The organism is Pectobacterium quasiaquaticum (assembly GCF_014946775.2).
Taxonomy (GTDB): domain Bacteria; phylum Pseudomonadota; class Gammaproteobacteria; order Enterobacterales; family Enterobacteriaceae; genus Pectobacterium; species Pectobacterium aquaticum.
Genome location: NZ_CP065177.1, coordinates 2,560,382 through 2,581,891, shown reverse-complemented (window position 1 = coordinate 2,581,891; position 21,510 = coordinate 2,560,382). Strand labels below are relative to the sequence as shown.

At 55.7% G+C, this 21,510-nt stretch carries 24 protein-coding genes; 16 read left to right on the top strand and 8 right to left on the bottom strand.

Annotated features, from left to right (window positions below; translation table 11 throughout):
- Positions 1-9 precede the first annotated feature (9 nt).
- The 12 genes from IG609_RS11825 (at position 10) to ccmI (ending at position 9,946) form a co-directional block, all read left to right on the top strand.
- On the top strand, positions 10-1,884 hold the full coding sequence (locus IG609_RS11825; protein WP_193400619.1) for a heme lyase CcmF/NrfE family subunit: 1,875 nt from the start codon (positions 10-12) through the stop codon (positions 1,882-1,884).
- Positions 1,877-2,278, top strand: coding sequence for a heme lyase NrfEFG subunit NrfF (nrfF, locus tag IG609_RS11820; RefSeq protein WP_193397068.1), 402 nt, complete (start codon positions 1,877-1,879; stop codon positions 2,276-2,278). The genes IG609_RS11825 and nrfF overlap by 8 nt, the downstream gene beginning before the upstream one ends.
- A complete protein-coding gene (nrfG, locus tag IG609_RS11815; RefSeq protein ID WP_193397067.1) occupies positions 2,275-3,135 on the top strand; it encodes a heme lyase NrfEFG subunit NrfG in 861 nt (286 codons plus the stop codon). Before nrfF ends, nrfG begins: the two co-directional genes overlap by 4 nt.
- Positions 3,136-3,337: 202 nt before the next feature.
- The gene (gene ccmA, locus IG609_RS11810) at positions 3,338-3,970 is read left to right on the top strand and encodes a cytochrome c biogenesis heme-transporting ATPase CcmA (RefSeq protein WP_193397066.1); all 633 of its coding nucleotides are present in this window, start codon (positions 3,338-3,340) and stop codon (positions 3,968-3,970) included.
- Positions 3,958-4,614, top strand: a complete 657-nt coding sequence (gene ccmB / locus IG609_RS11805; protein ID WP_014915774.1) for a heme exporter protein CcmB — start codon at positions 3,958-3,960, stop codon at positions 4,612-4,614. Before ccmA ends, ccmB begins: the two co-directional genes overlap by 13 nt.
- Positions 4,615-4,681: 67 nt before the next feature.
- Positions 4,682-5,422, top strand: a complete 741-nt coding sequence (locus tag IG609_RS11800; RefSeq protein WP_193397065.1) for a heme ABC transporter permease — start codon at positions 4,682-4,684, stop codon at positions 5,420-5,422.
- On the top strand, positions 5,419-5,640 hold the full coding sequence (gene ccmD / locus IG609_RS11795) for a heme exporter protein CcmD (protein ID WP_010276482.1): 222 nt from the start codon (positions 5,419-5,421) through the stop codon (positions 5,638-5,640). Before IG609_RS11800 ends, ccmD begins: the two co-directional genes overlap by 4 nt.
- Positions 5,637-6,119: a cytochrome c maturation protein CcmE gene (gene ccmE / locus IG609_RS11790; protein ID WP_039551919.1), complete on the top strand. Its 483-nt coding sequence runs from the start codon at positions 5,637-5,639 to the stop codon at positions 6,117-6,119. The genes ccmD and ccmE overlap by 4 nt, the downstream gene beginning before the upstream one ends.
- On the top strand, positions 6,116-8,071 hold the full coding sequence (locus IG609_RS11785; protein WP_193397064.1) for a heme lyase CcmF/NrfE family subunit: 1,956 nt from the start codon (positions 6,116-6,118) through the stop codon (positions 8,069-8,071). Before ccmE ends, IG609_RS11785 begins: the two co-directional genes overlap by 4 nt.
- A complete protein-coding gene (locus IG609_RS11780; RefSeq protein WP_193397063.1) occupies positions 8,068-8,625 on the top strand; it encodes a DsbE family thiol:disulfide interchange protein in 558 nt (185 codons plus the stop codon). The genes IG609_RS11785 and IG609_RS11780 overlap by 4 nt, the downstream gene beginning before the upstream one ends.
- The gene (locus IG609_RS11775) at positions 8,622-9,080 is read left to right on the top strand and encodes a cytochrome c-type biogenesis protein (RefSeq protein ID WP_193397062.1); all 459 of its coding nucleotides are present in this window, start codon (positions 8,622-8,624) and stop codon (positions 9,078-9,080) included. The genes IG609_RS11780 and IG609_RS11775 overlap by 4 nt, the downstream gene beginning before the upstream one ends.
- Complete coding sequence (ccmI, locus tag IG609_RS11770) at positions 9,077-9,946, top strand: c-type cytochrome biogenesis protein CcmI (protein WP_193397061.1); 870 nt, start codon at positions 9,077-9,079, stop codon at positions 9,944-9,946. Before IG609_RS11775 ends, ccmI begins: the two co-directional genes overlap by 4 nt.
- A 781-nt stretch (positions 9,947-10,727) precedes the next feature.
- Here the strand turns inward: ccmI and napC are convergent.
- Genes napC through napF form a run of 7 tightly spaced genes read right to left on the bottom strand, consistent with a single transcriptional unit; the run spans position 10,728 to position 16,657 of the window.
- Entirely contained in the window at positions 10,728-11,330 is a 603-nt protein-coding gene (napC, locus tag IG609_RS11765; protein WP_015840628.1) for a cytochrome c-type protein NapC, read from the bottom strand.
- An 8-nt stretch (positions 11,331-11,338) separates the two neighbouring features.
- Positions 11,339-11,776, bottom strand: a complete 438-nt coding sequence (gene napB, locus IG609_RS11760) for a nitrate reductase cytochrome c-type subunit (RefSeq protein WP_116163362.1) — start codon at positions 11,774-11,776, stop codon at positions 11,339-11,341.
- The gene (gene napH / locus IG609_RS11755; protein ID WP_116163360.1) at positions 11,773-12,636 is read right to left on the bottom strand and encodes a quinol dehydrogenase ferredoxin subunit NapH; all 864 of its coding nucleotides are present in this window, start codon (positions 12,634-12,636) and stop codon (positions 11,773-11,775) included. Before napH ends, napB begins: the two co-directional genes overlap by 4 nt.
- Positions 12,623-13,315: a ferredoxin-type protein NapG gene (gene napG, locus IG609_RS11750; protein WP_116163359.1), complete on the bottom strand. Its 693-nt coding sequence runs from the start codon at positions 13,313-13,315 to the stop codon at positions 12,623-12,625. Before napG ends, napH begins: the two co-directional genes overlap by 14 nt.
- A gap of 5 nt (positions 13,316-13,320) precedes the next feature.
- Entirely contained in the window at positions 13,321-15,807 is a 2,487-nt protein-coding gene (napA, locus tag IG609_RS11745; RefSeq protein WP_193397060.1) for a nitrate reductase catalytic subunit NapA, read from the bottom strand.
- Complete coding sequence (gene napD, locus IG609_RS11740) at positions 15,804-16,124, bottom strand: chaperone NapD (protein ID WP_039467826.1); 321 nt, start codon at positions 16,122-16,124, stop codon at positions 15,804-15,806. Before napD ends, napA begins: the two co-directional genes overlap by 4 nt.
- On the bottom strand, positions 16,121-16,657 hold the full coding sequence (napF, locus tag IG609_RS11735) for a ferredoxin-type protein NapF (protein WP_116163356.1): 537 nt from the start codon (positions 16,655-16,657) through the stop codon (positions 16,121-16,123). The genes napD and napF overlap by 4 nt, the downstream gene beginning before the upstream one ends.
- A 250-nt stretch (positions 16,658-16,907) precedes the next feature.
- On the opposite strand from napF, the gene narQ reads away from it, so the two are divergent.
- Positions 16,908-18,626, top strand: a complete 1,719-nt coding sequence (narQ, locus tag IG609_RS11730; protein WP_193397164.1) for a nitrate/nitrite two-component system sensor histidine kinase NarQ — start codon at positions 16,908-16,910, stop codon at positions 18,624-18,626.
- A 46-nt stretch (positions 18,627-18,672) separates the two neighbouring features.
- On the top strand, positions 18,673-19,305 hold the full coding sequence (narP, locus tag IG609_RS11725; RefSeq protein ID WP_116163353.1) for a nitrate/nitrite response regulator protein NarP: 633 nt from the start codon (positions 18,673-18,675) through the stop codon (positions 19,303-19,305).
- A gap of 716 nt (positions 19,306-20,021) precedes the next feature.
- On the opposite strand, the gene IG609_RS11720 is transcribed toward narP, so the two are convergent.
- Positions 20,022-20,270 (bottom strand): helix-turn-helix domain-containing protein, encoded by a 249-nt coding sequence (locus IG609_RS11720; RefSeq protein ID WP_039478551.1) that lies wholly within the window; start codon positions 20,268-20,270, stop codon positions 20,022-20,024.
- Between the two features lie 219 nt (positions 20,271-20,489).
- On the opposite strand from IG609_RS11720, the gene IG609_RS11715 reads away from it, so the two are divergent.
- Positions 20,490-20,789 carry a hypothetical protein gene (locus IG609_RS11715; protein ID WP_250127215.1) on the top strand — a complete coding sequence of 100 codons (300 nt, stop codon included), beginning with the start codon at positions 20,490-20,492 and terminating at the stop codon, positions 20,787-20,789.
- A 120-nt stretch (positions 20,790-20,909) separates the two neighbouring features.
- Positions 20,910-21,428 carry an Hcp family type VI secretion system effector gene (locus IG609_RS11710; protein WP_039503428.1) on the top strand — a complete coding sequence of 173 codons (519 nt, stop codon included), beginning with the start codon at positions 20,910-20,912 and terminating at the stop codon, positions 21,426-21,428.
- Positions 21,429-21,510: the final 82 nt, after the last annotated feature.

Here is a 21,510-nt window from a genome sequence, read left to right as displayed (position 1 = left end):
GGCCCGTTGATGTTGTTATTGCCAGAATTTGGGTATGTCGCGCTGTCGCTGGCGGTTTGCGTCGGTGTGGCGATGGCGTTGCTGACATTTTCAGGCTACTCCCTGCGCTGGTCGGGCACTTACCGGCTGGCGCGGTGCTGGACGTTAGTCCTGTTTGGTCTTGTGCTGTTCGCGTTTATCGCGTTGACGCTGAGCGTGGTGCAGGATGATTTCTCTGTGAATTACGTCGCCCAGCATAGCCATCGTGATTTACCGCTGGGGCTAAAAATTGCGGCGGTCTGGGGCGGGCATGAAGGATCGCTGCTGCTGTGGCTATTATGTTTGACTGGCTGGAGTGCCGCGTTTGCCTGCCGCTATCGCAAGGCGACGAGCGATCTGTTTCCGCTGACGCTGGCGATGCTGGCCGTGATTTCGACCGCGATGCTGGTGTTCATTCTGTTTTTTTCCGATCCTTTTGTGCGTCTCTTTCCGCCAGTGGTGGCGGGTAGGGATCTCAACCCGATGCTGCAACATATTGGCCTTATCCTTCATCCGCCGTTGCTCTATCTGGGCTATGGCGGGTTAACCGTGAGTGCGGCTCTGGCGCTAGCCGCACTGATTCACGGTGCGTTTACGGCACCAGCCGCCTGGATTTGCTGGCGCTGGACGCTGCCCGCCTGGAGTCTGCTAACGCTGGGAATCATCCTCGGATCCTGGTGGGCTTATAACGAGCTGGGCTGGGGAGGATGGTGGTTCTGGGATCCGGTAGAGAACGCCTCGCTGCTCCCGTGGCTTACAGCCAGCGCATTACTGCACAGCCTGTCTGTCACCCGCATGCGCGGCATCTTCCGCCATTGGTCGCTGATATTGGCGCTGCTGACGTTCATTTTATGCCTGCTGGGCACGCTGATTGTGCGCTCCGGGATACTGGTTTCCGTCCATGCCTTCGCCCTCGAACATGACCGCGCGGTGCCTCTCTTTATCCTGTTTGCCTGCTTGAGTATGGCGGCGCTGGCAGTTTATGGCTGGCGTGCTCAGCTTGTCCGCTCTGCTGCCCGCTTCTCCGGCTGGTCGCGTGAAATGGCGATACTGCTGGTGCTGCTGTTATTCAGCGCTGTCGCGCTGGTGGTGCTGCTTGGCACGCTTTACCCGATGATTTACGGGCTGGCGGGGTGGGGAAAGATCTCCGTCGGCGCGCCCTATTTTAACCGTGTGCTCTTGCCCTTCGGCGGGTTAATGCTGTTGCTCATTGGGGGAGCGGCGGGAGGCTACTGGAAACGTAGCACGCGATGGCCCGTCCGGCGTGTAGTCGTAACGCTGACGGTCGGTGTCGTCACCGCGCTGGTCTTATGGACACATGGGGTCGCCGTCGCACTGGCTGCGGGGTTGATCGGCTGGATGATGGCCGCGCAGTGGTTGCAGCCGCTATCGGCGGTACGTCAGCAGCTTCCTGCACTGCTGGCACATACGGGCGTGGCGCTGTTTGCCTTGGGTATTGTGTTCTCTGCGGGCAGCAAACAGGAAATCAGCGCCAATGTCGGTCAGGGAGAACAGGTCACGCTGGGCGACTACCATTTTCGCTTTTTACAGCTGGAGTTAGTGGCGGCGCAGAATTACACCGCAGAGCAGGCCGTGATTGCGATTTATCGCGGCGATTCACCGATCGCTCAGGTCATGCCGGAACGCCGTTACTACAATGCACGCAAACAGCAGATGGTTGAGCCGGGTATTGCCTGGGGGCCGATCAGAGAATGGTATGCCGTGATGGGAGAGAAAACGGGCGAGAACCGCTATGCGATGCGTTTCTATGTACAAACCGGTGTTCGCTGGGTGTGGGGCGGCGGCATATTGATGGTCGCGGGCGCACTGCTGGGATGGTTCAGAGGGAGACGGGCCTATGACTAAATACCTGGCGCTCCTTTTCATGTTGCTGGCTTTTTCTGTGCAGGCTCAGGTGGTTGATACCTGGGCGTTTTCCAGCCAGGCACAGCGGCAGGAAGCGATGGCGATTGCAGGTGAGTTACGCTGTCCACAATGCCAGAACCAAAGCCTGCTGGAGTCGAATTCGCCCGTGGCGGTCAGCATGCGCCATGAGGTCTTTTCCATGGTGGAGCAGGGCAAGAGCAAGTCAGACATTATGGCGTTTATGAATCAGCGCTATGGTGACTTTGTTCAGTACAACCCACCGATGAAAATGCAAACCGGCATCCTCTGGCTCACACCGCTGTTTTTGCTGTTAGCGATTGCGGTTATCGCGTGGCGGGTGATGCGGCGGCAGAACCGAGGGGCGCGCCTATGAGCCTGTTAAGCGTGAACCTGTTGGACCTGAACGTATTAAGCATGGTGTTTGTCGCCATCGCGGTTGTCGTTCTGACTGCCGGACTGTTATGGCCGCTGTTGCCTCTGTGCAAGCCGGAGGGAGATGACAAGCTACCGCGTTTAGCCGAGCGCATCTGGCATTTCCAGTGCGAGCAGGCAGGGAAGCACCTTTCTGAACATGAAGCTAGGATGCTGGGGCGCGAACTGTCCCACGACCTGCCGTTAACGTCATCCTCTTCTTCTGCACCGCGCCCAATGCCTGTCATCGCCGTTGTGGTCGCGATCGTCGCTATCCTGTTGGGCAGTGCGACGTTCTACATGCTCAGCCCGCGGGCAGCGCTGGTTCAGACGGAACGCCAGCGGCTTGCCGATCCGCTACATGATTTTAGCGCCGCACAGCAGCAGGAAAAACAGCTTGTTACCTTGCAGGACAACATTCGTAAAACACCGGGTAACAGCGTCCTCTGGGCTGAGTTGGGTGAATATTATCTTTACCGTAACGCCTACGACAACGCGCTGCGCGCTTATCGACAGGCGATTGCGCTGAAGGGCGACAGTGCTGAGCTGTATTCGGCGCTGGCAACGGTGTTGTATTACCAGGCGGGTCAGGTCGTCACGCCCCCGATGCAAGAGATGGTCGATAAAGCGCTGGCGCTGGATGCCAATGAAGTGACGGCGCTGATGCTGCTGGCGTCTGATGCGTTCCTGAAAGCGGACTATGCGCGCGCGATTACGATTTGGCAGCGCTTGCTGGATACGTATAGCCCACGGGTTAATCGCGTTCAGTTGATCGAAGCCATCAATACGGCAACGTTGCTAAAGAACAGCCAGAAATAGTGCGCGATACCCCTTGAATCAGAGGGACAAGCATGACTTTGGACACCGTCATAATGACGAGGATAATCAGAATCACCGGTTTTATTGATCTCAATAAAAAAGATTAACTCTTTATGGTTAGGGTCCCCGAGAGGGGGAGTAAGGGCGCCATGTTATTCTATACCCAAGGGTATAGGGCATTAGAAAGTAGGAGTACACCCCGATGTTAGAAGCGCGCGATGTGGTTTGCATACGCGATGAGCATGTGCTGTTCAGCGCGTTGTCGTTTACGGCCAGCGCGGGAGAAATGGTGCAGATTGCCGGTGCCAACGGGGTGGGAAAAACATCGCTATTGCGCATGTTAAGCGGTCTGGCGACGCCAGAATCAGGGGAAATCTGCTGGCAAGGGCAACGCATCAACCGTATGCGCGAGCAGTTTAATCAGCAGCTTCTGTGGCTAGGCCATCAGCCGGGCATCAAGAGCGCCCTGACCGGTGAAGAGAACCTGCGCTTTTTCTATCCGCACCAGCAGCAGGATGCACTTTGGCAGGCGCTGGCCTCAGTCGGGCTGGCTGGGTATGAAGACGTGCCCGTGGCGCGTCTTTCGGCAGGGCAACAGCGACGCGTCGCGCTGGCGCGTTTGTGGCTCACCGACGTCCCGCTGTGGATTCTGGATGAGCCGCTGACTGCGCTTGATGTGGCGGGCGTCGACATGCTGACGCTGCGTATGGAACATCATACTGCGCGCGGCGGCATCATCATTTTAACCACCCATCAGCCGCTGCGTCCGTTCGCTCAGCGCATTCGCTGTATCTCGCTGACTCCAAGTGAGGGAACCCCATCATGCAGCGTCTGATTGCCCGAGAACTGCGCGTCGCGTTGCGCAATAACGCGGAAATTCTCAACCCGCTGTGGTTCTTCCTGATCGTCATCATTTTGTTCCCTCTGGCTATTGGACCGGAGCCGCAGCTATTGATGCGCGTGGCGCCGGGCGTGGTGTGGGTCGCGGCACTGCTCGCGTCTCTGCTGGGGATGGATCGGCTTTTCCGCGACGACTATCAGGACGGATCGCTGGAACAGTTGACGCTGCTGCCGTTGCCGCTGCCGCTAGTGGTGCTGGCGAAAGTGGTGGTGCACTGGATGGTCAGCGGGCTGCCGCTGTTACTGCTTTCCCCGCTGGCAGCGCTGCTGTTTGGGCTGGACAGCCACGGCTGGCGGGTGATGGCGCTCACGCTGTTGCTTTGCACGCCCACGCTCAGTTTTCTGGGTGCCATTGGCGCGGGATTAACGGTCGGACTGCGCCGCAGCGGCGTGTTGTTAAGCCTGCTGGTCTTGCCGCTCACCATACCGCTGTTGATTTTTGCGACGGCGGCGGTCGAGGCCGCCATGATGCAACTGCCGGTGGGCGGGTACTTGGCGATCCTCGGTGCCTTTCTGGCGGGCAGCGCCACCCTGAGCCCGTTTGCCACGGCGGCGGCGTTACGGGTGAGCATACAGTAATTTTCCGATCTCAGGATCGCCTTCATCGTCCCGCTGGGATGAGTTTTACGCAGAGTGAGCACACGTTATGTTGAAAAAGAACTATCAGCTTACGCAGCCGGATCGCCTCTATGGTCTTTGCGGCAGGCTTATCCCCTGGTTTGCCCTGCTTAGCGCGGCGCTGTTGATCGGCGGTTGCCTGCTGGGATTTGGATTTGCGCCTGCGGATTATCAGCAAGGGCAAGGGTATCGCATCATGTACCTGCACGTGCCAGCGGCCGTGTGGTCGATGGGCGTCTATGCCGTGATGGCGGTATGTGCGCTGTTCGGGATAATTCGGCAGTCAAAAACGGCGGAGCTTGCCGTGGCGGCAATGGCACCGGTCGGCGCGGTGTTTACCTTTATTGCGTTAACGACGGGCGCCACTTGGGGCAAACCGATGTGGGGAACCTGGTGGGTCTGGGATGCGCGTCTGACGTCGGAACTCGTTCTGCTGTTTCTGTACGTGGGCATCATCGCGCTCTACAACGCGTTTGACGATCGCCGTCTTGCCGGTCGTGCGGCGGCCATTCTGGTGCTAGTGGGCGTGGTGAATTTACCCATCATTCATTTCTCAGTCGAGTGGTGGAATACCCTGCATCAAGCATCGACAAAAATGCAGAAAACGATCGATCCCGCCATGCGTCTCCCGCTGCGAATCATGATGTTAGGATTTATGAGCTTATTCGTGACGTTGTCACTGATGCGGTTGCGTAACTTGATACTGGTACAGCAGCGCCGCGCCCCTTGGGTGGCTGCGCTGCTTAATAAAGGAGGAATAGCCCGATGAACATCGCTTTCACGAGTTGGCAGGATTTCTTTGCGATGGGCGGTTATGCCTTTTACGTCTGGCTGGCCGTGGTGCTAACGCTGTTACCGCTGAGTGCGTTGGTCGGTCATACCCTCTTGAATCGTCGCGCATTGCTGAGTGATATTCGTCGCCAGCAGGCGCGTGAGCAGCGCAAGAATACGGCTCGCCAGTCGGAAACGATGGAGGTGGCGCAATGAGTGCCCCGCGTAAAACTCGCCTCTATGCCATTCTGGCCGTCGTCTGCGGCGCAGTGTTGACGGTAGCGCTGACGCTCTATGCGCTGAGCTCAAATATCGATCTCTTTTATACGCCCAGCGAAATTCTTTACGGCAAGAACGAAACGCAGGAAAAGCCGGCGATCGGGCAGCGTTTGCGCGTCGGTGGCATGGTGATGCCGGGCAGCGTGCGTCGCGACAGCCAAAGTCTGGAAGTTCGCTTCACCGTTTATGATGCGCAGGGCTCCGTGGATGTGACCTATAACGGAATGCTGCCGGATTTGTTCCGCGAGGGGCAAGGGGTTGTGGCGCAGGGCATTCTGGATACCGACGATCACATAATGGCGAAAGAAGTGCTTGCCCGACATGACGAAAACTACACGCCACCGGAAATCAAAGCGGCGATGGAAGGACAAAACGGTCATGCAACGGCAGCGGCCACAGAGGGTAAACGGTTATGATGCCTGAAGTAGGCAATTATCTGCTCTGTCTGGCGCTGGGCGTCGCGCTGTTGCTCAGCGTGTATCCGCTGTGGGGCGCGTCGCGTCAGGATACGCGTCTGATGGCGCTGGCGTGTCCTCTTGCCTGGGCGCTGTTTGCATGCATTTTGGCTTCCTTCCTCGTGTTGGTGTATGCGCTGGTGATCAATGATTTCACCGTCCTCTACGTAGCCAACAACTCGAACCGCGCGCTGCCGTTGTGGTATCGCGTGGCGGCGGCGTGGGGCGCACACGAAGGATCGCTACTGCTCTGGGTGCTGTTGATGAGCGGCTGGACCTTCGCTGTGGCGGTATTCAGCCGCGGGATGTCGCTGGATGCGGTCGCCCGCGTGCTGGCCGTCATGGGGATGATTAATGTCGGCTTTTTGCTGTTCATCATCCTGACGTCGAACCCCTTTATGCGCACGTTGCCGGACTACCCGATTGACGGGCGCGATCTTAATCCGCTGTTGCAGGATGTCGGGTTAATCTTCCACCCGCCACTGCTCTACATGGGCTATGTCGGGTTCTCCGTGGCGTTTGCCTTTGCGGTCGCTTCGCTACTGGCGGAACGGCTGGACAGCGCGTGGGCCCGCTGGTCCCGACCGTGGACACAGGCGGCGTGGTCATTCCTGACGTTGGGTATCGTGCTGGGTTCGGGCTGGGCGTATTACGAGCTCGGCTGGGGCGGCTGGTGGTTCTGGGATCCGGTGGAGAATGCGTCATTGATGCCGTGGCTGGTGGGCACGGCGTTGCTGCACTCGCTGTCGGTCACCGAAAAGCGCGGCAGCTTCAAGGCCTGGACAGTACTGCTGGCTATCGGTGCGTTCTCGCTCTGCCTGCTGGGGACATTTCTGGTGCGTTCCGGCGTATTGGTGTCGGTGCATGCGTTTGCCTCCGATCCGGCGCGCGGCATGTTTATTCTCGCGTTTCTGGTCATTGTTATCGGTGGCTCGTTGCTGCTGTTCGCCATCAAAGGCAACCGGGTACGGGCGCGGGTCACGAACTCGCTCTGGTCGCGTGAAACGTTCCTGCTCGGCAATAACCTGATCCTGATGGCGGCGACGCTTGTGGTGTTGCTGGGAACGCTGCTGCCGCTGGTGCATAAACAGCTGGGCTTAGGCAGCATCTCGATTGGCGCACCCTTCTTCAACACCATGTTCACCCTGTTAATGGCACCGTTTGCCTTACTGCTGGGCGTGGGGCCGCTGGTTCGCTGGCGGCGCGATGAACCGCAAAAGCTGCGTAAGCTGCTGCTAATTGCGCTGGCCGTGACCGCCGCGCTGTCGCTGCTGCTGCCGTGGCTGTTACAGGATTCGCTGGTTGCCATGACGGTGGTTGGCCTGTCGATGGCGCTGTGGGTGTTCTTCTTAACGGTGTACGAACTGCATACCAGTTCCACCCGTCGTCATGGTCTGCTGCGCGGTTTGAGCAAGCTCTCATTGAGCCAGTGGGGCATGGTGTGCGGTCATATTGGGCTGGCGGTGACGGTGGTGGGCATCGCCTTCAGTCAGAATTATAGCGTTGAGCGGGATGTACGGATGCGGGCGGGCGACAGCATACAAATCCACGATTACCGTTTTACTTTTCAAGGCGTGCGTGATGTCGTGGGGCCTAACTGGCAAAGCGCGAAAGGGACGATTGAGGTGACGCGCAACGGCAAACCGGAAGCGACGCTGAAAGCGGAAAAACGCTTCTACACCACCGGCGGGGCGATCATGACGGAAGCCGCCATTGATGCGGGTGTGACGCGCGATCTCTATGCGGCCTTGGGTGAAAAGCTGGATGACGGTAGCTGGGCGGTACGGCTGTATTACAAACCGTTTATCCGCTGGATTTGGTACGGCGGGGGGCTGATGGCGTTAGGCGGCATCCTGTGCATGTTTGACCCGCGCTATCGCCTGCGTCGCGCCGTTCGGGAGACAGCATCATGAGTCGCAAAATCTTGTTAATCCCGCTCGCCCTGTTTTTACTGCTGGCCGTGGCCTTGTTGTGGCAATTGGTGCGCAACCGCGACGGTGACGATCCGATGCGGCTGGAGTCGGCCCTGATCGGTAAACCGATTCCCGCGTTTCGGCTGGAATCGCTGGATCAGCCGGGAAAGGTTTATAGCCAATCTGAGTTGAGTGATGGCAAACCGCTGCTGCTGAACGTTTGGGCGACCTGGTGCCCGACGTGCCGCGCGGAGCACCAGTTTCTCAACACGCTGGCGGCGCAGGGAATTCGCGTCGTGGGCATGAATTATAAAGATGAACGCCCCAAATCGGTTGAATGGCTGAAGACGCTGGGCAACCCCTATGCAATGAGCTTATTTGATGGCGACGGCATGCTGGGGCTGGATCTGGGCGTGTACGGTGCGCCGGAAACCTTCCTGATCGACGGAAAAGGCATCATTCGCTATCGCCATGCGGGCGATCTCAACCTGCAGGTATGGCAAGAAACGCTGCAACCGCTGTGGGAAAAATACAGCAAGGAGGGCGGCGCATGAGAGTGCTGAGTTTCCTTGGTGCACTGCTGCTGTCGTTCAGCGTGCTGGCGTCATCCGAAGTCTTGCGTTTTGATAACGACACGCAGGAGCAGCAGTTTCGTGAGTTGACGATGCAGCTGCGCTGCCCGAAATGCCAGAACAACAGTATTGCCGATTCCAATTCGATGATTGCGTCGGATATGCGGCAGAAAGTGTACGAGTTGATGCAGCAGGGGCAAACGAAAGAGCAGGTTGTCGATTATATGGTGGATCGTTACGGTTATTTTGTGACGTATGAACCGCCGATCACGCCGTTTACCATTCTATTATGGCTGCTGCCTGCGCTGTTTCTGGCCGCAGGAGCGTGGATGATTATCCGGCGTGCACGCCGCATCAGAAGCGTTAAAGAACCGATGAGCGAACAGGATAAAAAGCGCTTGCAGACGCTGTTAGGGCGTGAGGAGAAATCGAAATGATGTTACTGACAACCGTCATTGTGCTATCGCTGATTGCGCTTTCCGCGTTGCTGCTCGCACCGTGGTCGTCACGGGGCGAATACGATCGCGATGCGATCAATCAGGCGCTGTATCGTGACCGTCTGCGTGAGCTTACAGCGGATGTTGCCAATGAGCAGGAGCGTGCTCAACTGGTTGAAGAACTCCAGCATACGCTATTGCAGGATATTCCCGACGGTGCGAAGGCACAACAGCATCCGTTGAACAGCTGGGTTTTGCTGCCGGGCGTGCTGCTGCTGGTCATTGTCAGCCTCGGTGTGTTTTGGAAAACCTCGGCGGTTAATCGCGTGCAGGAATTGCAGCAGGTTGTGGCATTAACGCCGGACTTGATGAAGCGAGCGTTGGATCCTGACGCTGAACCGCTGACCATTGAAGAAGTCGCGCGTCTCGGTCTGGGATTACGTAGCCAGTTGGAGACGCAGCCGGACAATCCACAAGATTGGTGGATGCTGGGGCGTATTGCGGGCTTACTGAATAACTACGACATGTCCGTACAGGCGTTTGCCAAGGCGTTCCAGCTCGATCCGAAAAACACGGATCTGGCGCTGGACTATGCCGACCTGCTGTCGCGTTCCACCGACCCGCGTGATAGCCAGCGCGGTGGCGAGATGCTGCGTGAACTGATGAATTCCGGCTCGACCAATGTGCGCGTGCTGAGTCTGCTGGCCTTCAATGCCTATGAAGCCCAGCGCTATCAGGATGCGATTGATGCCTGGCAAATGATGCTGAAACTGTTACCGCAAAACGACACACGTCGTGCGGTTATCGAGCGCAGCGTCGGGCAGGCGAAAGCATCGCTGTCGGTGCAGGCAACCACCGGCAAGTAAGTCCTCTTTTTATCTTCATCATCAATACCAGAGGGGCGATATATCGCCCTTCAGACCGTTGACAAACCTATTTGCCGAATGAAAACGGGCGTAACGGAATAGAAGAGTAAAGCGTTTGCGCCAGGGATGTATTTACAGCGTCTTTACGATCTATCCGTTACTCCCGCTCTACGGACTGTGTCAGCAACCTCGCCTTTTTGTTGTTACGGTGAAGGTTTCGTGCGCATTACCTACGGTTTTTTCTGCAACCGTTGCAGCACGCGCCCGACGCGGGGCGGCTCAATTGCCGTCGCCCCGCGACCCCTGGCTTTTCGCGGTAAATCGCGCCGCTTCGCGGTGCCTTCAGTGTTCATGCCCGCTGTTCGGACCGCCTGCGACGCGAATACTCGTCCCATAAACGGGACTCGCCCTACGGGCCAGCACAAGTGCTGTTCAAAAACGTCGTTGACGTTTTTGTCCGACGCGGCGCAGGCTTTCGCGGCGTCCATGCCGCTCATCCGGCGGTCATGTACACCTCTGCGCGATTTTTTACGCGAGCCAACCCCATAAAACCAAAAGACTGAACTGAGTACATTGTTATTTTGGGGCGTCTTTTTCCGGCTGTGCTGAGATCGGCCTTAGCCACACCCGCGTCGGGCGCATGCGACGTGAGTTGCAGAAAATCACGTGGCTTACTGCGCACGAAACCTTCGCTGTAATTACAAAAATATTTGAGAGGGACGGATACTTCCGCTTGTGTCGAGGACGGCATACGCCGTCCCGAGTGTTACGAAGGGGCGGGTTATAGCCCGCTTTTGACGCCGTGCATGTCCGGCAGTTTGTGAGCGATGCCTTTGTGGCAGTCGATACAGGTTTGACCGAGTTTTATCGCTTCGCTGTGTTTTTCCGCCGCGACGGTTTTTTGCCCTGAGAAGTCCATGTAGTCAAAGTTGTGACAGTTGCGGCATTCCTGAGAATTGTTATTTTTCATGCGCCGCCATTCATTTTGCGCCATCGTCAGCCGGTGTGCTTCAAATTTTTGTGGCGTATCAATCGTGCCCATTATTTTGCCGTACAGCTCTTTACTGGCCTGAATCTTACGCACCATTTTCGGCACAAACTCATGCGGAACGTGGCAGTCCGGGCAGGTGGCGCGTACGCCGCTGCGGTTGCTGTAGTGCGCGGTTTCCATATATTCCTGATACACGGTATTGCGCATTTCATGACAGCTTATGCAGAACGCCTCGCTGTTGCTCATTTCCATCCCTTTCTGGGATGTCGCCAGAAAGAAAATACCGCCTGCGAAGCCGATAATGAGCAACGTTCCCAGCGCCAGCCGACTCGGGCGACGCCACCATTGCCACAACTGGCGCAACAACCGTCCCACTTTTCCTGGTTGTTTCATAGCAAACCTCACTGACCAAAGCCTTTAGAAGGGGTGAACGTGTTACCAGTAATTGGCGAACTGTCCGCCTGCGGCACGTGGCACTGCAGACAGAAATGGCGCGCAGGGGCGACATTGCTCAGCACTTTGCCGTCTCTGTCGACAAAATGGGTCGGGCTGACGCGCGGGGCGCTGGTGGAACGATAGCTCTCGACGCCGTGACACTGTAGACAACGGTTAAAGGTCGGGGTGACCTGATAGCCATCCACGCTATGCGGGATCATCGGTGGCTGGTTGACATAGTTGAGCGCCATACGCTCCTGCTGCTTCGGCATCCGGCTATTTCCCGGCTGTGTCGCAGCGACTTCTGGCGATTGGCTTAAATCGACCTGTGCAGTGGCTATCGCACTGCCCAGTATCGCCAAGGCGGTGATCCAGCGAAACCATCCCATTCTCAGGCTTTTCATGACTTTGCTCCCGATTTCCATCTAAGGGTTATTTTAAAAACGTCTTCAGCGCAGACATCAATACAGCGTCCGCATGTTATGCAGTCTCGGTCAGTAACCTGTGCCGGACTGTGTTTATCAAGCAAGGGGGCGCGCAGCACCTGTGGCTCTGGACAGACATGAAAGCAGTCCATACAACGCGTACAGCGTTCACGCTCAGTGGCATCCACAGCCAGCGCGCCTTTACCGCCAAGCGCACCATACAGCGCGCCGGTTGGACAAAGGTGTCCGCACCAGCCGTGTTCCACGACCCACAAATCAAACAGAAATAGCGCCAGCAGCAGCCAGATACCTGCACCAAACCCGAAAATCAGCCCGCGACCCATCAGTGAAACCGGGTTGACCCATTCCCACAGCAGCCCGCCCGTCAGCGCACTTCCTGCAAGAATGAGGATCAGCAGCAGATAGCGCAGATTGCGGGGGATCGTCGCCGAGGCAGTGATGCCGAAACGACGACGTAGCCAGGCGGCTAAATCGGTAAGCGGATTAACTGGGCAGACCCAGCTACAGAACAGGCGCTTGCCTGCCAGCGCATAGCTCAGCGCGATAATCAGCGCACCGACCAGCGCGAGCGTGGCGGGCAGATGACCGCTAGCCAGACTTTGCAGCACCATCAGCGGATCGCTGAGCGTTACGGTGTCGAGCAAGCGGCTGGCGCTGTAGTTACCGTGTAGGATCCAAAATCCGAAGATCGGACCGCTGAGGAACATGAGCAGCACCAGAGACTGGGTCAAGCGGCGTAAGACCAGCCAGCGGTGACTGCGCCACCAGCCTTTTTTCGCTCGGGCTTCTCGTCCGGCGTCCTGCTTACGATTTGCCATCGCGTGCCTCCAGCCAACTGAAACGGTAGTGATGTCCGAGTTCGCCTTTTGCCAGCGCGCGCGGTAAGACCTTGATCGCTGGCTGTTCCAGCACGCAGGCTTTTTCACACTTGCCGCAGCCAGTACAGACATCGCTATGCACGATAGGTAGAAAGCGAGCATGCTTTCCGGTGCGGGTATTGCGCTCTGGCTCCAGTGTGATAGCGCTATCGATGAGAGGACAGACGCGATAGCAGACATCGCAACGCAACCCCTGATAGTTCAGGCAGTTTTCCTGATCGAGCAGTACCGCTAATCCCATGCGGGCGTCATCAATAGCCTCCAGCGGCTGTAACGCTCCGCTAGGGCATGCAACCACGCAGGGAATGTCCTCACACATCTCGCACGGGATATCGCGCGCGACAAAGTAAGGGCTACCGGCTGCGGAACCGGAGACCAGCGTTGCCAGCTTCAGCGTGTCGTACGGACAGGCCTGAACACATTGTCCACAGCGTATGCAGGCACCGGAAAACGCCGCCTCAGACAGCGCACCCGGTGGCCGCAGCCGGAGTTCGTCGGCCTGAGCGCGCCGCTGCTGAATGCCGAGAACCGTCACCGCTGCTGATAAGCCAGCAACGGCACGGACGGCGTCACGCAGAAAGCGACGGCGAGCGGGTGATGGATTCTCCGGGCGTGCCATGCGCGTTACACCTTAGCCAGCTTGACGGCACATTTCTTAAAGTCCGTTTCTTTCGACAGCGGATCGGTCGCATCCAGCGTCAGGACGTTAGTCATCTGCGCGGCGTCGAAGAACGGCATATACACCAGACCGCGCGGTGGCTTATTGCGGCCACGTGTCTCAACAATCGAGACGACTTCACCACGGCGCGAGATAATGCGGACTTTCTCACCACGACGCAGATCGCGCGCTTTGGCATCCTGCGGGTGCATAAACAGCACGGCTTCGGGGAAGGCGCGGTGCAGTTCCGGTACGCGACGCGTCATGCTGCCGGTGTGCCAGTGCTCCAGAACACGACCGGTGGAGAGCCAGAGATCGTATTCGTCGTCTGGCGCTTCGGCGGCAGGCTCGTACGGCAGCGCAAAAATCACCGCTTTGCCATCCGGTTTACCGTAAAAACGGTAGGCTTCTCCCGCTTTGACGTAAGGATCGTGCCCTTCGCTGTAGCGCCACTGCGTTTCTTTACCGTTAACCACCGGCCAGCGTAGCCCGCGCACTTTGTGGTAGTCATCGAACGGTGCCAGGTCGTGACCGTGCCCACGGCCAAACGCGGCGTATTCTTCAAACAGGCCTTTTTGCAGGTAAAAACCGAAGTCACGGGATTCGTCGTTCAACTGATTTTCCGCTAATTCACTGAGCGGGAAGCGCGTGGTGACATCGTTCGCAAACAGCACGTCGTAGAGCGTTTTGCCACGGTAGGCGGGTTTCTGCGCCAGAAGTTCTTCCGGCCATACTTCCTCTACGGCGAAGCGCTTGGCAAAGCTCACCACCTGCCACAGATCTGATTTTGACTCGCCCGGGGCTTTAACCTGCTGACGCCAGAACTGCGTCCGGCGCTCGGCGTTGCCGTAGGCACCTTCTTTTTCCACCCACATCGCAGTAGGCAAAATCAGGTCAGCGGACAATGCGCTGATCGTCGGGTAGGGGTCGGATACGACGATGAAGTTACGCGGATCGCGCCAGCCCGGCATACGCTCTTGATTGATGTTTGGGCCGGCCTGCATGTTGTTGTTACACATCACCCAATAGGCATTCAGCGTGCCGTCTTTCAGCGCCCGATCTTGTGCGACGGCGTGCAAACCGATCTTTTCAGGAATGGTACCAGTCGGTAACTGCCACAGTTTTTCCGCTATCGCGCGGTGTTTCTCGTTGGTTACCACCATATCCGCAGGCAGGCGGTGGGCGAACGTGCCGACTTCACGCGCGGTGCCGCAGGCAGACGGTTGACCGGTTAACGAGAACGGTCCGCAGCCCGGCTGAGAGATCTTGCCCGTCAGCAGGTGGATGTTATAAACCAGATTGTTCGCCCAGACGCCGCGCGTGTGTTGGTTAAAGCCCATCGTCCAGTAGGAGATCACTTTCTTCTTCGGATCGGCGTAGAGTTTTGCCAGCGCTTCCAACTGATCGGCGGGAACGCCGCTGAGCGCGACCGTTTTTTCCAGCGTATAGTCGGCGACAAAGGCTTTGTATTCTTCAAAACTCATCGGCTCAGACGCATCGGAACCCGGATTTTTCGCCGCTTTTTCCAACGGATGCGTCGGACGTAGCCCGTAGCCGATATCGGTCACGCCTCGGCGCAGGTTCACGTGGCGAGTAAAGAAAGCCTCGTTCACCGCATTGTTTTGGATAATGTAGTTGGCGATGTAATTGAGAATGGCCAGATCGGTTTGTGGTGTAAACACCATGCCGTTATCCGCCAGCTCAAAACTGCGGTGCTGATAGGTGGACAGCACGGCGACCGTAACGTTGCTGTTCGACAGGCGGCGGTCGGTGATGCGCGACCAGAGAATCGGGTGCATCTCCGCCATGTTAGAACCCCATAGGACAAACGCATCGGTTTGCTCGATATCGTCGTAGCAGCCCATCGGTTCATCCATCCCGAAGGTACGCATAAAGCCGACGACCGCTGATGCCATACAGTGGCGCGCGTTGGGGTCAATATTGTTGGAACGGAAGCCCGCTTTGAACAGTTTGGCGGCCGCATAGCCTTCCCAAATGGTTGATTGTCCAGAGCCAAACATGCCTATCGCGTTCGGGCCTTTTTCCTTCAGTGCGGTTTTGAATTTCTCCGCCATGATGTCAAACGCCTGATCCCAGGAGATCGGAGTAAATTCGCCTTCTTTATCGAATTTTCCGTCACGCATGCGCAGCAAAGGTTGGGTCAGGCGATCCTGTCCGTACATGATTTTTGGCAGGAAATAGCCCTTGATGCAGTTTAATCCACGGTTAACCGGTGCTTCGGGATCGCCCTGACTGGCGACGATGCGGCCGTTTTGCGTCCCCACCAGCACACCGCATCCTACGCCACAGAAGCGGCAAGGGGCTTTATCCCAGTGGATAGCATCCGACTGTTCGGTCACGGCACGAACCGCGGTGGGTATGGTGATGCCTGCGACTGCGGCTGCCGCTGCGACCGCGTTCGCCTTCATAAAGTGTCGTCGACTGAGTTTCATGGTATTTCCTCACCCTGAGCTTGTTGATCAAGAGGTTGTTCATCGAAAGCAAAAGATTGTTCATCACAAGACGGTTCATCGAGCTGGTGATAAACCAGCGAAACCGCCAGTACGCCCGTAAGCTCGCGCATTGACGCTATTTGTTTTAACAGTGCGTCCTCTGAATCTGACTCCAGCACCACGACCATTTTTCCGGTATCGCTATCGCTGGCACCCACTTCTACATTGGGCAGCGTCGCTAACGCCTCGCCAACGGCTGCCATCTGCGCCGTGTTGACGTGAACCACTACACTGCAAACATGCCAGACTGTGCTCATCGGTTTTCCTGTTGCGTCGGGAGACGCGCTGGCGCGGTGTGATATCCCGCGGTGATTTTTTTCATCGACATGGCGCCGACAGGGCACCCGGAAATGCATGCACCACAGGTGGTACAGGCGTCGTCATCGATGGACGGTGCAGCAACGCGCCCAATGGCGGGCCGGAATCGTATCGCGCCTGTTTCACATGCATCCTGACAGCTGCGGCATTCCACCTGATGCAGTGATAAACAGGCATCTTGAATCGTCAGGTGGTATTCCCACGGCGTGGTGTGGCTCTCCGCGAACAGCGCTTGTGGACAGGCATGTGCGCAGTCGTAGCAAAACGTACATTCGCCGCGCTGAAAATCGATGGTGGGAAAACCGCCCGAACCGCGCTGGATAATCCCTGAGCCGCAGGCATCTACGCAGACGTTGCAGCGCGTGCACTGGCTCAGGAACTGGCTTTCTGCACCGCTCCACGGCGGACGCAACGCGTTGTCTGCCCGCTGTAGGCCACCAGTCAGTAGGGAACGCCGGGAGAGGTTAGTCATGGCAGTTTTTCGCTCTGGCACGCAATGAAATATCCAATAAAAAACACGCTGTTTTTGTAGGGGTTACACTATTCCTCTTAGGCTGTATGCGATAATCACCCTTTAGAGGTAAATGGTGGTGCCGGATCAAGCTTATGTGGGATTCGCGTCTCATTGGCTTGCGGGAGCCTGTGGGGATCGTGATAGTACGCTGAAATGCTGAGCTACTTATTTAGAGTAGGTATGACGTTAAAGGGGATTGCTCGTTGTGATGGTTAAACGTCCTGTTTCTACCAGCTTGGCGCGCGCGTTTTTTTATATCGCGCTGCTTTCATTTCTGACGACGGGCATTGCGCTACTGACGTTAGCCAGCGGTTTACGCGATGCAGAAGCGATCAACGTTGCCGGTTCCATGCGCATGCAAAGCTATCGCATGGGGTATGACCTACAGGGCGATCGTGCAGAATTAGCATCGCATCGCCGCCTCTATGCGCAAACGCTGGATTCCCCGGTTTTTCACCTGTTGGATCGCTGGTATGTGCCGCGCGATGTGCGCGATCATTATGCGGCGCTATTGCAGAGCTGGAAAACAATGGATGAGCGTCTGAACGCGGGGGATCGCGTGTGGTATCAGGACAATATTGTCGGTTACGTCACGCAGATCGATCGCTTTGTACTGGCGTTGCAGCATTATTCCGAACGCAAGATGATGATAGTCGTTGTGACATCAATAATTGGCTCGATCACTATCTATATACTGATCTTCTTTACGCTGCGTCGCATTCGCCGCCAGGTGGTGGTGCCGTTGAATAAGCTGATGGCGGCCTGTACGTCCATTGAGAAGGGGCGTTTTACCCATTCGCGGCTGGACGTCAATCTGCCTAACGAATTGGGATTACTGGCACAAACCTTCAGTAGCATGACGGACGAACTGCAAAAGCTCTATCGTTCTCTGGAAGACAAAGTCCGGCAGAAAACGCTGCGCTTGCAGGAAGTGAACCGCATGCTGAAGGTGCTGTACAACTGTTCTCAGGCGATGAACGTCAGCACGATCGACAGACATTGTTTTCAGCAGATTCTGCAAATTGTTCGCCGCTATGAAACGGTCGGCTGTCTGGAAATGCGGGTCGGGGAGAACTGGCGGTTATGTGAAGGCCAGCCAGATGAACAGACGGCGTGGCAGGCCTTGCCCATCTGTTTGCAAGACGTTGAGTTTGGGCAACTACGGTGGCAGGCATCAACGCAGCAGCCGTCGGCGCAACTGATGGAAAGCGTCGCGAATATGCTGGGTCGCGGCCTCTATTTCAATCAGGCACAAAAGCACTACCAGCAGTTGTTACTGATGGAAGAGCGTGCCACGATTGCGCGTGAACTGCATGATTCGCTGGCTCAGGTGCTTTCGTATCTGAATATCCAGATGGCGTTATTAAAGCGTGCGGTAGCGGAAGAAAATGCGCAGGCTCGGCAGATCATCACTGATTTCGAGCAGGCGCTCAGCGATGCGTATCGTCAGCTACGTGAACTGCTGGGCACATTCCGGCTGACGCTGCAACAGGCCGATTTGCCGGCGGCGATGCAGGAAATGATTGAGCCGTTGCGTGCGCAGACCCCGGCGACCATCGCGATTGATTGCCGGGTTCCTACGCAGGCGTTGGATGCATCACAGCAGGTTCACCTGCTGCAAATCATCCGTGAAGCGGTGCTGAACGCCATTAAACATGCGCAGGCGACGGTGATTACCGTCAACTGCCGTACGCAGCCCGATGGTCGTCATTGTGTTGATATTCGTGATGACGGCTGTGGCATTATCAATCAGGAGGAACCTGCGGGACATTACGGCTTAAATATTATGCAGGAACGCGCCGAACGGTTAGGCGGAAAGCTCTCTATTGGCCTTCACCCTGAAGGGGGGACGCAGGTTAGCGTCTGTTTTTCGACGCCGACGACCGCGCGTGAACGCGACAACACGAACGATTTCTATCCAGAATAATTCATAAATAAAAAATAATAAGATCCATATTACATTGGGGCTGGGCATGTCAGAAAAACCATCTTATCGTGTGCTGATCGTTGACGATCATCCGCTTATGCGCCGGGGAATCCGTCAGCTACTGGCAACCGATGCCATTTTTGATGTGATCGGGGAGGCCAGTAATGGCATGGAGGCGCTGAGCCTAGCGAATCGGGATTCACCCGATATTATCTTGCTCGATCTCAACATGAAAGGATTGAGCGGGTTGGATACGCTCCACGCGCTGCGGCACGATGGGATCTGCGCCCGCGTGATTGTGTTGACGGTCTCCGATGCGCCCAGCGATATTTATGCGTTGATGGATGCGGGTGCCGATGGCTATCTGCTTAAAGACAGCGCCCCGGAACATTTGCTGGATGCCATTCGTAACGGTGATGCCTTCAGCGAACAGGTGCGGGAGGTGCTGCGCCACCGTATCGCCATACAGGATACGCCGTCGCCCTTTACCGTATTGACGGAGCGCGAACTGGATGTGTTGCAGGAAGTAGCCTCAGGGCTATCCAACAAGCAAATCGCGAGTGTACTGTATATCTCAGAAGAGACGGTAAAAGTGCATATCCGCAACATGTTGCGCAAACTCAACGTACGCTCCCGCGTCGCCGCCACGGTGTTGTATCTGGAAACGCGCGGCCAGTAGGGCCGCTGTGTCGCTGAAGGGTAAGGCGCTACTTTAGATTAGCAGGAGATTGCCTCAACAAAGCGGGATGCTTTCTCTCATAAATTGCGATTGAATGTCGCAATCCAAACCAACCAACATGTAAAAAACAGAGGCTAGAACAGGGAATTCAGTTTCAGTTTGATGAATTGAATAGGACACAAGTAGGGGATAAATTTCAATTCATGTTCATTAACCTACGGGCGTAGGATAATATTTACAGAACATGAATTGGTACGACCGAGTGGACTAACATCCAGTATCTGACTCTTTGATTTAACAAAATTTATTCTATCACTAGTATAACTAGTGGACTTCATTGTGGACTTATTTTAAAGCTATAGCAAGGTTGCAGTTAGCGTTTCTACCAGAATGGTTCCGGTCAGATAGCATGTTCATAGCTTTCCGCGAATACAGAAGGCCGTGATTGCTGAAGCGAAGGGGAATCACTCAGTTAGTTGAGAATATGTACATCAGGAAGTTGATGGTAGAGCAACTCAGAGGTTGCACTATGCAGAACGATGCTCTTAAGCATCATAGTAGTAGAAACAACTGTTTTGGCTGGGGCTATGACATAGGGCCAGATACTTCCAGTGCATATTGCTTGATAGTGTGCAGATTTATGCTTTTTATCCGCTTCCCTAGCGAAGCGGATAATTTTTGGTTCGTCAGCAAATTTTTATTAATAGCATCATGAATTAACGATTTCTGGTTTTTCTTTCCAGTTTATTGCCATCGTCATCGAAATACCGGCTGGGCCAGATCTCAGCAGGTTCCACACCGAGTGCATTTGCTATCAGTTGTTCACCTTTTGGCCAGGATCGCGTTAGTGCGTTAGCGAGGGTAGAAGAACTGAGTCCTGCTTGTCGGGATAGAGCAGCCAGTGTGGTGTGTTTTTTACGAAGGCCTGCAATGATATCGGCGTTGTGCCAGTCCTGCTTATTCATCGTCATAGAATTAACCCTGAGTCTTACTGCTGGTGGCGATTCAGACAGGGTTTGCAGTACCGGCCATGTTTCCAAGTTCCGGCGAGGACGAATCCTCCCCTGCCTGAACCGCCATAACAGACGTACTCAAGCACACCAGCGCGTGAACGCTGATGGGAAACATGGTTTGGGGCTGCAAATCCCCGCCAATGGATTTTGCCAAAGGCATAACTAAGATAAGTGAAATTTGCAGCATTCTCAAATCAAATAGTGGATGAATTGGCTGGTTCTGTATCTGCAAGTTTCAATGAGGATGCAGACAATAAATGCCCTGATAAAGGCGATAGACAGAAATTAATCGATCATTTTCTTCGAAGAGATTCCCGTCTCATATTTTTAACTCAAACTTTCAGCATAACTGCGCATTCTGCGCAACTTCTTGCTCACTTTCTGGTGGAAATCACTTTTTGCGCAATGGATGCCGTTTTTTCGCGAGGTCTGCGCAATTTCTTGCTCAAATTTTGCTTAGGGAAAATTTGAGTTAAGTAAATATTGTTATAAAACATATAGATAAAAGTTGGCATATGGATTGCTATACGGAACGTGAAGTTATTCATTCTGTTTAATAACTCATTCCGTTCAACAACAAGGAGCAAGACTATGCCAACTCCATGCTATATCAGCATCGAAGGTAAGACACAGGGCAACATCACCGCAGGTGCCTTCACTTCTGACTCTGTCGGCAACATCTATGTGGAAGGCCACGAAGATGAAATGCTGGTACAGGAATTCAAGCACATCGTCACCGTACCGACCGACCCACAGTCTGGTCAGCCATCCGGCCAGCGTGTACACAAACCGTTCAAATTCACCGTGGCACTGAACAAAGCCGTTCCGCTGATGTACAACGCCCTGGCCTCCGGTGAAATGCTGCCGACCGTGACCCTGAAATGGTACCGCACGTCGGTTGAAGGGAAGCAGGAGCACTTCTTCTCTACTGTGCTGACCGACGCCACCATCGTCGACATCAACTGCCAGATGCCGCACTGCCAGGACCCGTCCAAACTGGACTACACCCAGTTAATCGAAGTGTCGCTGGCCTACCGCAAGGTTGACTGGGAACACACGGTTGCCGGTACCTCCGGCTCTGACGACTGGCGTACACCGGTCGAAGCGTAATCGTTCTGTTTCTTTACCCGGGCTTGTCCCGGGTTTTCTGCGTGCACTGTCCTGAGGTCTGATTCTCCCAGACCTGAGTGCA

Excerpts from the sequence above, each read along its gene's own strand:
- IG609_RS11825 (WP_193400619.1), top strand. The coding sequence starts at position 10 with ATGTTGTTATTGCCAGAATTTGGGTATGTCGCGCTGTCGCTGGCGGTT.
- nrfF (WP_193397068.1), top strand. The coding sequence starts at position 1,877 with ATGACTAAATACCTGGCGCTCCTTTTCATGTTGCTGGCTTTTTCTGTG.
- nrfG (WP_193397067.1), top strand. The coding sequence starts at position 2,275 with ATGAGCCTGTTAAGCGTGAACCTGTTGGACCTGAACGTATTAAGCATG.
- ccmA (WP_193397066.1), top strand. The coding sequence starts at position 3,338 with ATGTTAGAAGCGCGCGATGTGGTTTGCATACGCGATGAGCATGTGCTG.
- ccmB (WP_014915774.1), top strand. The coding sequence starts at position 3,958 with ATGCAGCGTCTGATTGCCCGAGAACTGCGCGTCGCGTTGCGCAATAAC.
- IG609_RS11800 (WP_193397065.1), top strand. The coding sequence starts at position 4,682 with ATGTTGAAAAAGAACTATCAGCTTACGCAGCCGGATCGCCTCTATGGT.
- ccmD (WP_010276482.1), top strand. The coding sequence starts at position 5,419 with ATGAACATCGCTTTCACGAGTTGGCAGGATTTCTTTGCGATGGGCGGT.
- ccmE (WP_039551919.1), top strand. The coding sequence starts at position 5,637 with ATGAGTGCCCCGCGTAAAACTCGCCTCTATGCCATTCTGGCCGTCGTC.
- IG609_RS11785 (WP_193397064.1), top strand. The coding sequence starts at position 6,116 with ATGATGCCTGAAGTAGGCAATTATCTGCTCTGTCTGGCGCTGGGCGTC.
- IG609_RS11780 (WP_193397063.1), top strand. The coding sequence starts at position 8,068 with ATGAGTCGCAAAATCTTGTTAATCCCGCTCGCCCTGTTTTTACTGCTG.
- IG609_RS11775 (WP_193397062.1), top strand. The coding sequence starts at position 8,622 with ATGAGAGTGCTGAGTTTCCTTGGTGCACTGCTGCTGTCGTTCAGCGTG.
- ccmI (WP_193397061.1), top strand. The coding sequence starts at position 9,077 with ATGATGTTACTGACAACCGTCATTGTGCTATCGCTGATTGCGCTTTCC.
- napC (WP_015840628.1), bottom strand. The coding sequence starts at position 11,330 with ATGAAACAACCAGGAAAAGTGGGACGGTTGTTGCGCCAGTTGTGGCAA.
- napB (WP_116163362.1), bottom strand. The coding sequence starts at position 11,776 with ATGAAAAGCCTGAGAATGGGATGGTTTCGCTGGATCACCGCCTTGGCG.
- napH (WP_116163360.1), bottom strand. The coding sequence starts at position 12,636 with ATGGCAAATCGTAAGCAGGACGCCGGACGAGAAGCCCGAGCGAAAAAA.
- napG (WP_116163359.1), bottom strand. The coding sequence starts at position 13,315 with ATGGCACGCCCGGAGAATCCATCACCCGCTCGCCGTCGCTTTCTGCGT.
- napA (WP_193397060.1), bottom strand. The coding sequence starts at position 15,807 with ATGAAACTCAGTCGACGACACTTTATGAAGGCGAACGCGGTCGCAGCG.
- napD (WP_039467826.1), bottom strand. The coding sequence starts at position 16,124 with ATGAGCACAGTCTGGCATGTTTGCAGTGTAGTGGTTCACGTCAACACG.
- napF (WP_116163356.1), bottom strand. The coding sequence starts at position 16,657 with ATGACTAACCTCTCCCGGCGTTCCCTACTGACTGGTGGCCTACAGCGG.
- narQ (WP_193397164.1), top strand. The coding sequence starts at position 16,908 with ATGGTTAAACGTCCTGTTTCTACCAGCTTGGCGCGCGCGTTTTTTTAT.
- narP (WP_116163353.1), top strand. The coding sequence starts at position 18,673 with ATGTCAGAAAAACCATCTTATCGTGTGCTGATCGTTGACGATCATCCG.
- IG609_RS11720 (WP_039478551.1), bottom strand. The coding sequence starts at position 20,270 with ATGAATAAGCAGGACTGGCACAACGCCGATATCATTGCAGGCCTTCGT.
- IG609_RS11710 (WP_039503428.1), top strand. The coding sequence starts at position 20,910 with ATGCCAACTCCATGCTATATCAGCATCGAAGGTAAGACACAGGGCAAC.